Below are 6684 nucleotides of genomic sequence, written 5' to 3'. Positions count from 1 at the left end.
TTTAATTCATTTCTATAAGTTTGACCCTTTCTAATTTTTTACCGCGAACTCTTTCATTTAAAATGACTGATACTAACTGCTCATTATAATCATCTGTTTTTGTATCAGAAGTACTGCTCAACAAATAATCTTTAAAAGCTATGCTTTCTGTTTTTAACCTTTTTTCTGCCGAAGGAATTATGTGCTGTTCCCTAGAACCTTCTAAAGGGTTGTCTTTCCACTTATCTAACTCTATACAAATAATGTTACCAGAAAAGTCATTTCCCATTCGTCCTGCCCTACCAGCTAAATTCCAAAAATTCAATTTATCCATCGGTTCATTATTTCCTTTTTCAGGTTTATAGACGAAAATGTTTTTTGCTGGCATATTCATTCCTTCCAATAAAGTAGAAGTGCAACTTACAATTTTTAAGTCACCTGATTTAAATAAATCTTCTATTCCTGATCTTATTATGGGAGGCAAGGAGCCAAAATGAAAAGCAAGCCCTCGGCGTATGAATTCAGCTAGTTCATATTTTTTTGAAATATACTCTTCAATATAATCCGCAAATTCATCTAACTTTTCATTATTTAATCTTTCAAACTTACCACTATTTGAAATTGATCGTATTACATCTGTTGATCTCATTGGCCCATTTGCATAAATAATGGATGTTTGATTATTCCATAAAACGGATGCGACATCAGCAAGAATTTTATAGTCAGACGTCCCATTTCTGGAAAAATCAATTTTACCTATTTCTCGTTCATCACCATCTTCTTCAAACAATGTTTTTACTATTAATTTATCTTTTTTAACATTTACTTGTATTAAGTTTTGTCTGACAAGAGGGAACTTTTCCTTTTCTTCGATGCCGTTGTTTATTTCAAATGTTTCTAGTAATTTTTCAGGATTTTCCACTAATGGACTTGAAAATAATATTTTTGCTTGAGGCCATAATGTTTGAGCAAACTTGATGGAGTTTTCTAATAACACCCCTCTGCCTCCACTTTGTATGTTATGAGCCTCATCAATAATAATTATTTTAGTCTTTAGTTTTTTTGAAGATTCTACATCTGCACATAAATGATAAAGTCTTTCCTGTGTCAAGACTAGTATGTTAGATCTCTCATTATCTTTTACTAGAACTTCGGTTTCAGATGAACAACTAACGTTAAGATTTTTCAGATTTAACTCTCTTATATGTATCAAAAGATCATTCATAACTTGCCTAATTAATGCTCTTGTAGGTACTATATATATCGCTGTTGATCCTGGCTCTTCTCTAATCCGATCTAATAGTATTTTCAAGAAGACAAAAGACTTACCAGCGGACGTTGGAGCGGAAACACTTACTCCAATGTTATCATTCGTTAAGTCTGTCACCTTTTTTTGAAAATTAGTTAATAAATATTCCTTACCTAGAAAATTCCTTGTATTTATACTCTCTAAAACAAATGCCTCAAGTGAAGCTAAACCTCCTAAACAGAGTTTATAATCAGGTATTTCTTTCTTTTTTTGAAGTAATGATATTGCTGGATAATTACCAAGTTTTCTTAATATTAAAAAAGAACTTAATCCAACTCCTCTAGAAGTATTAATTAAAGGGAGGGTCGTAACAATTTGTAAGGCTTTTTTTCTGTTTTCAACATCAGAAGAGGAAGCTAGTACATTAGCCACCTCAATCAATGTTTTCGTTTCCTCTGGAGTTAATTCTTGAGGACTGCTATCAGTTTTATCGAAAAACTCATTACGCACTTCTATTATTTTTATCTTTTTAAGGAGTTCGTCAACCATATCTTTAGTTTGAACTCTAGTAACCAAAGAATCCACTTTGAAACCCCCTTACACTAATTTTTGGTCTAAGTTATTACTTTCAAAATCTTAGAAAGGCTCACAAATATAATAGTTTTTAAGATAAACGAACTTTCATTTTGTTCCTCCAATCAATTTAAAGACTGTAACTTTTACAGAACACTAGTTCTCGTTATTGTATCAAAAAAACCTATCTGTTTAAATAGTTTATTTTTTGTACCATCAATCAAATTCTTTTAATACCCTTTTTTCAAATTCCGAAACATTATTAAAAGGAAGAATAAACCATTTAATTGTTACTTGACTTATTCCCCTATAAGAATGCATTTCATCACAAATAAAACGATAGTTATACTCAGATTCACGAATATAGACTTGTTTAACAACTTCTTCAAGGTTAGTCGAGTAGTTCTCACTCTCAATTTTTCTCAACTGCATTGAATCGTAACCAGTAAAGATCACCATTTCTAATTTAACGTCATCCCAGTCTCTTGTTTGATTATTAATAAATTTATCTAGTAGTGTTTTAAAGTAACCAGGTGAAATGTCTTCATACATGTCTTCATCAGATATGAAAATATCCTCTTTTATATCAACACAGTTTTCCAACAACCTAATGAAATCCTTTGCCCCCTCTTTAAAGTCACTACTTAATTTGCCCTCTCCCAAATAGAACAGCAATTTACTATTGCGCATTCCCAAATAGATTTCATTAAAGCTAGCACTCTCTTCTCTCATACCGAACCGTTTGAAAAATTTAGGTACACCTAGAACACCTTCAAGAAGCATCCAAAGTATGATAGAACCTAGTTTGCCTTGTTTCTGAATTTCATAGATCGCCCTTTTCGTCTTTTGATATATCTCATTAACTTTCATAGGTTTTGTTGATAGTTCTTTGAGTTCCGAAAGATCACACACATACTGATTCAAGGAATTAGCTAAATACTTTGCCAGATCATTTATTTTACTTTGTCCTTGCTCACTATACTTTAAAATAAATGGATCGAGAACAACTTTGATACTATTGTCAGGTATTGTAAAATCTATTTTTTGAAAAAGCTCGTTGCAGTTTTTCATCTGTGTTTTAAGTCTACCACTAACTAAAAGATTAGAGCTCGCAAATGAACAACTGATACCCCTTTGGTTCCTTAAAAGAAAAGCTTCACATTTATTAAAACTAACAGCTTTTAATTGAGATTTAATTGCACTATTTTCTTCACGAACAATAAGTCCATATATCTTGCCACTAATAATCAGAGGAGAGCCAGACAAACCACCTAATGTATAAGCCCAGTCTTCTTTTATTAACTCACTTGATAAATGAACATCATATACTGTCTTTTTCTCGAAGTTATCAATGTAATGAACGTTACCCTTTATATAGCAATGCTTTGTTCCTTCTTCAATTTCATTCCAATATTCTGGATAACCTACTGTTTCCCAATTATGAACCTGTAAGACTTCATCGCTACACACTTGAATCCATTTGTTTACATGAGTTACCGGATCATCAAGTTTCAACAATGCGATATCCAGCTCTCCATCAAAATCTACAACTTCAGCTCCGCGAGTTTCAGCTTCCCCTCTGTCACCAATAAAATACAAAATAATATCCACATTATTCATAATTTTATTATCCACACAATGCTTTGCTGTTATAGCGTGACTTTCATCAATAAAAAATGCAGTACCCTGGACTCCACACATTAAAATTGACGTTATCTCATAAATCTGTTTAATGTTAGTTATGATAACTCCCCTCCAAAGGTTAGATAATTATAGTAGTGATATGATTGTCTTTTCTCAAAGATAGATCATTTATATATATGATTTCATAATTATATTTTTCTTTTAGTTCATTTCGATTAATAATTTGAAATAGATGTGCTGGCTTGTAGTTAAAAATCAGTTTTTTTGTTCGATCCATTTTAATTGTAATTATTCTAAAAACTGTTTCAATATCGGGATGTGTAAACCCTTTTCCTCTCCCATTTGTTGAGAATATAAATTTATCGGTATCAATAATTTCTAATAATTCTCTACTTGTGTTGTGTTTACTTCCATGATGAGAAACTTTTACCGCATCAAAGTATACTTTTTTCACTTTTTCTTTTAACGCAATTTCCTTTAAATTTCCTAATACAATATCAGGGTGTGAATCCGCTAAAAATAGAACTCTTTTTTCTTGAAATTCAAGAAAAAAAGCAATTGAACTTCCATTTACAGGACTACAATCCGCATCCATTTGTTCATTAGCTATCTGCTCAATGTCACGGTATGAAGAAATGTTATATAGGTTTTTCTTTCTTTTATTCAATCCCCTGGTATTTGCTGAGTAGACCTCAAAAGCATCGTCCATTAATTCGTTACTTGATATTGTCCCCTCAAATCCTTCTGAAACCAATTTCTCTCTCCATAAATCATTCAGCGCTCTTAGTTTATTTATATCAGGAGATAGAATAGTAATATTCACTTCATCTGTGATTTTGATTTTTCTGAAGGCAGCAACTTCCTCTTCTTCAACTACCACAGCATTATTATTAAAATGAGAATTCCAATCGCCCAAGTAGTTATAATAATATAGTAATGAAGCTAAAGTTGACCCTTGTAATGCGCCTATACTACCTACATTCCTTAAACCTTTTTCTCGCGGTCGCTCTTTTTTTATCAAATTTTCTAATATAACTATATTTTTGTTTGTTTGTATCTTCTCATCAAAGGTCTTCTTCTCAAACTGCAAGTGCCTGTAGCTATTAAACCAGATATTTTCAACTTTAATTATTTTTGGGTGCTCAGAATTTCCATTTTCGACAAAGAATTTTATTGCTCCCGAAATATGATCATCGTCAATATGAGTGAGAATCATCAAAGACAAACTCTCGCCGTTATTCTTGATTTCTAAAAGCTTACTCTTTATACTATTTGAATACGTTGACATAAATCCCATATCGATAAGAAAATAACAATTTTGTTCTCCTGCACACGTAACTAAAAAACTCTCTCCATACGATGCGGGAAATACATCAATTTTTAGCAACTTTTCCCCTACTTTCAAGTTATAGTAGTAAAAAAATGATTTTAACTTCAAATGGTCTTTTATTACCTCTTCATAATCTTCCCAATTCGACATATACTCCTATTTTCCCTTCAAAAGTCCTAAAAATTAAGGATTAATTAATTGATTAGACACAATACAAACAACAGTTATATTATCTCTATCCTAACACAACATAATTATCTTATAGATGAGCCTTACAATGCATATATTCTCCTAAGGATTATTGAAGGAGCAATTAATTAATCTTATTTGATGAGCTAACAAGATTCTACGTTATTCAATTCTAACGCCTGAACTCGTCTAATTTTGTTAATCTACCTCCATCCAATGTAATCGTTCGCAGCTATAAGTACCTGTGCTTACGATTCATTGCGTATTATTTTTTCGATAAGATCATGCGCATAGACAACAAAAAAGACGCATACCTCCCGTCATAAAAATACGAGAATTACGCGTCATATCAACGTTTATTCGTTATGTAGATGGTACCGGTGGTCGGGGTCGAACCGACACTCCAGAGGAACACGATTTTGAGTCGTGCGCGTCTGCCAATTCCGCCACACCGGCATATAAATAAAAAAACTCTGTTCTGCTAAGCCATTGATGTAATCATGGTGCCGAGGGCCGGACTTGAACCGGCACGATTGTCACCAACCGCAGGATTTTAAGTCCTGTGTGTCTGCCAATTCCACCACCCCGGCATAAAACAGGTCATTATCTGACATACTGTTAGTAATCATTTTGGAGGCGCCACCCAGATTTGAACTGGGGATAAAGGTTTTGCAGACCTCTGCCTTACCACTTGGCTATGGCGCCATATAAGGTGTGATGGAGCGGAAAACGGGATTCGAACCCGCGACCCTCGCCTTGGCAAGGCGATACTCTACCACTGAGCTATTTCCGCAAGTAAATGGCTGGGCTATTTGGATTCGAACCAAAGAATGACGGAGTCAAAGTCCGTTGCCTTACCGCTTGGCTATAGCCCAATAATCAGTGTATGGGGCGATCGATGGGAATCGAACCCACGAATGTCGGAGCCACAATCCGATGCGTTAACCACTTCGCCACGACCGCCATACTAGAGTTTTTGGCAGGGGCAGCAGGAATCGAACCCACACCAAAGGTTTTGGAGACCTTTGTTCTACCTTTAAACTATGCCCCTATTATAAATAAAAAGGAATGGTGGAGGGGGACGGATTCGAACCGCCGAACCCATAGGGAACAGATTTACAGTCTGCCGCGTTTAGCCACTTCGCTACCCCTCCATAGAGATATTTTATTGCAAATAATATCAATGGTGCCGGCGAAAGGAGTTGAACCCTCGACCTACTGATTACAAGTCAGTTGCTCTACCAACTGAGCTACACCGGCATAAATGGTGGCTCGGGACGGAATCGAACCGCCGACACGAGGATTTTCAGTCCTCTGCTCTACCGACTGAGCTACCGAGCCATTTAGACAATAGTTAATATAACATATGAATCATTTTTTTACAATTATTAAATGTAGATGGCGGAGCTGACGGGATTCGAACCCGCGGTCTCCTGCGTGACAGGCAGGCATGTTAGGCCTCTACACCACAGCTCCATGTTTTAAAGTGACATTCTCTGCATCATATCTGCAATGTAATCTTATTGGTTGCGGGGGCAGGATTTGAACCTACGACCTTCGGGTTATGAGCCCGACGAGCTACCGGACTGCTCCACCCCGCGTTAATGATAAGATTGGTGACCCATAGGGGATTCCGAAGTGCAACTAGTCCAGTGAATAGCTACTTGACGTTTTACTTCTTCTGGGGAACCCTTGGGTGAGAATCCCTATTCTTCATTGT

General features: G+C 35.2%; 3 protein-coding genes and 12 tRNA genes. All 15 read right to left on the bottom strand.

Going from position 1 to position 6684, the window contains the following annotated elements; translation table 11 throughout:
• Window position 1: 1 nt before the first annotated feature.
• Entirely contained in the window at window positions 2–1813 is a 1812-nt protein-coding gene (locus JCM10596_RS22465) for a DEAD/DEAH box helicase (RefSeq protein ID WP_025029018.1), read from the bottom strand.
• A 204-nt stretch (window positions 1814–2017) separates the two neighbouring features.
• On the bottom strand, window positions 2018–3502 hold the full coding sequence (locus JCM10596_RS22460) for a Hachiman antiphage defense system protein HamA (protein ID WP_025029017.1): 1485 nt from the start codon (window positions 3500–3502) through the stop codon (window positions 2018–2020).
• A 61-nt stretch (window positions 3503–3563) separates the two neighbouring features.
• On the bottom strand, window positions 3564–4925 hold the full coding sequence (locus JCM10596_RS22455) for a ComEC/Rec2 family competence protein (protein ID WP_025029016.1): 1362 nt from the start codon (window positions 4923–4925) through the stop codon (window positions 3564–3566).
• Between the two features lie 411 nt (window positions 4926–5336).
• Window positions 5337–5420 (bottom strand) — tRNA-Leu (locus tag JCM10596_RS22450).
• Window positions 5421–5465: 45 nt separating this feature from the next.
• Window positions 5466–5554 (bottom strand) — tRNA-Leu (locus JCM10596_RS22445).
• A 41-nt stretch (window positions 5555–5595) separates the two neighbouring features.
• Window positions 5596–5669, bottom strand: a tRNA-Cys gene (locus JCM10596_RS22440).
• Window positions 5670–5682: 13 nt separating this feature from the next.
• A tRNA-Gly gene (locus JCM10596_RS22435) sits at window positions 5683–5757 on the bottom strand.
• Window positions 5758–5764: 7 nt separating this feature from the next.
• Window positions 5765–5839: transfer RNA gene (locus tag JCM10596_RS22430), tRNA-Gln, on the bottom strand.
• Window positions 5840–5851: 12 nt separating this feature from the next.
• Window positions 5852–5927, bottom strand: a tRNA-His gene (locus tag JCM10596_RS22425).
• Between the two features lie 14 nt (window positions 5928–5941).
• Window positions 5942–6015 (bottom strand) — tRNA-Trp (locus JCM10596_RS22420).
• 18 nt (window positions 6016–6033) lie between these two features.
• Window positions 6034–6118: transfer RNA gene (locus tag JCM10596_RS22415), tRNA-Tyr, on the bottom strand.
• Window positions 6119–6148: 30 nt separating this feature from the next.
• Window positions 6149–6224 (bottom strand) — tRNA-Thr (locus JCM10596_RS22410).
• Between the two features lie 5 nt (window positions 6225–6229).
• Window positions 6230–6305: transfer RNA gene (locus JCM10596_RS22405), tRNA-Phe, on the bottom strand.
• 58 nt (window positions 6306–6363) lie between these two features.
• Window positions 6364–6440, bottom strand: a tRNA-Asp gene (locus JCM10596_RS22400).
• Window positions 6441–6488: 48 nt separating this feature from the next.
• Window positions 6489–6565: transfer RNA gene (locus tag JCM10596_RS22395), tRNA-Met, on the bottom strand.
• Between the last annotated feature and the right edge of the window lie 119 nt (window positions 6566–6684).

The organism is Caldalkalibacillus mannanilyticus JCM 10596 (genome assembly GCF_000615945.1).
Classification (GTDB): Bacteria; Bacillota; Bacilli; order Caldalkalibacillales; family JCM-10596; genus Bacillus_AT; species Bacillus_AT mannanilyticus.
Note: the sequence above shows the minus strand (reverse complement) of the source record. Positions and strands in the feature narration are given on the sequence as shown.

Excerpts from the sequence above, each read along its gene's own strand:
- JCM10596_RS22460 (WP_025029017.1), bottom strand. The coding sequence starts at position 3,502 with ATGTGTGGAGTCCAGGGTACTGCATTTTTTATTGATGAAAGTCACGCT.
- JCM10596_RS22455 (WP_025029016.1), bottom strand. The coding sequence starts at position 4,925 with ATGTCGAATTGGGAAGATTATGAAGAGGTAATAAAAGACCATTTGAAG.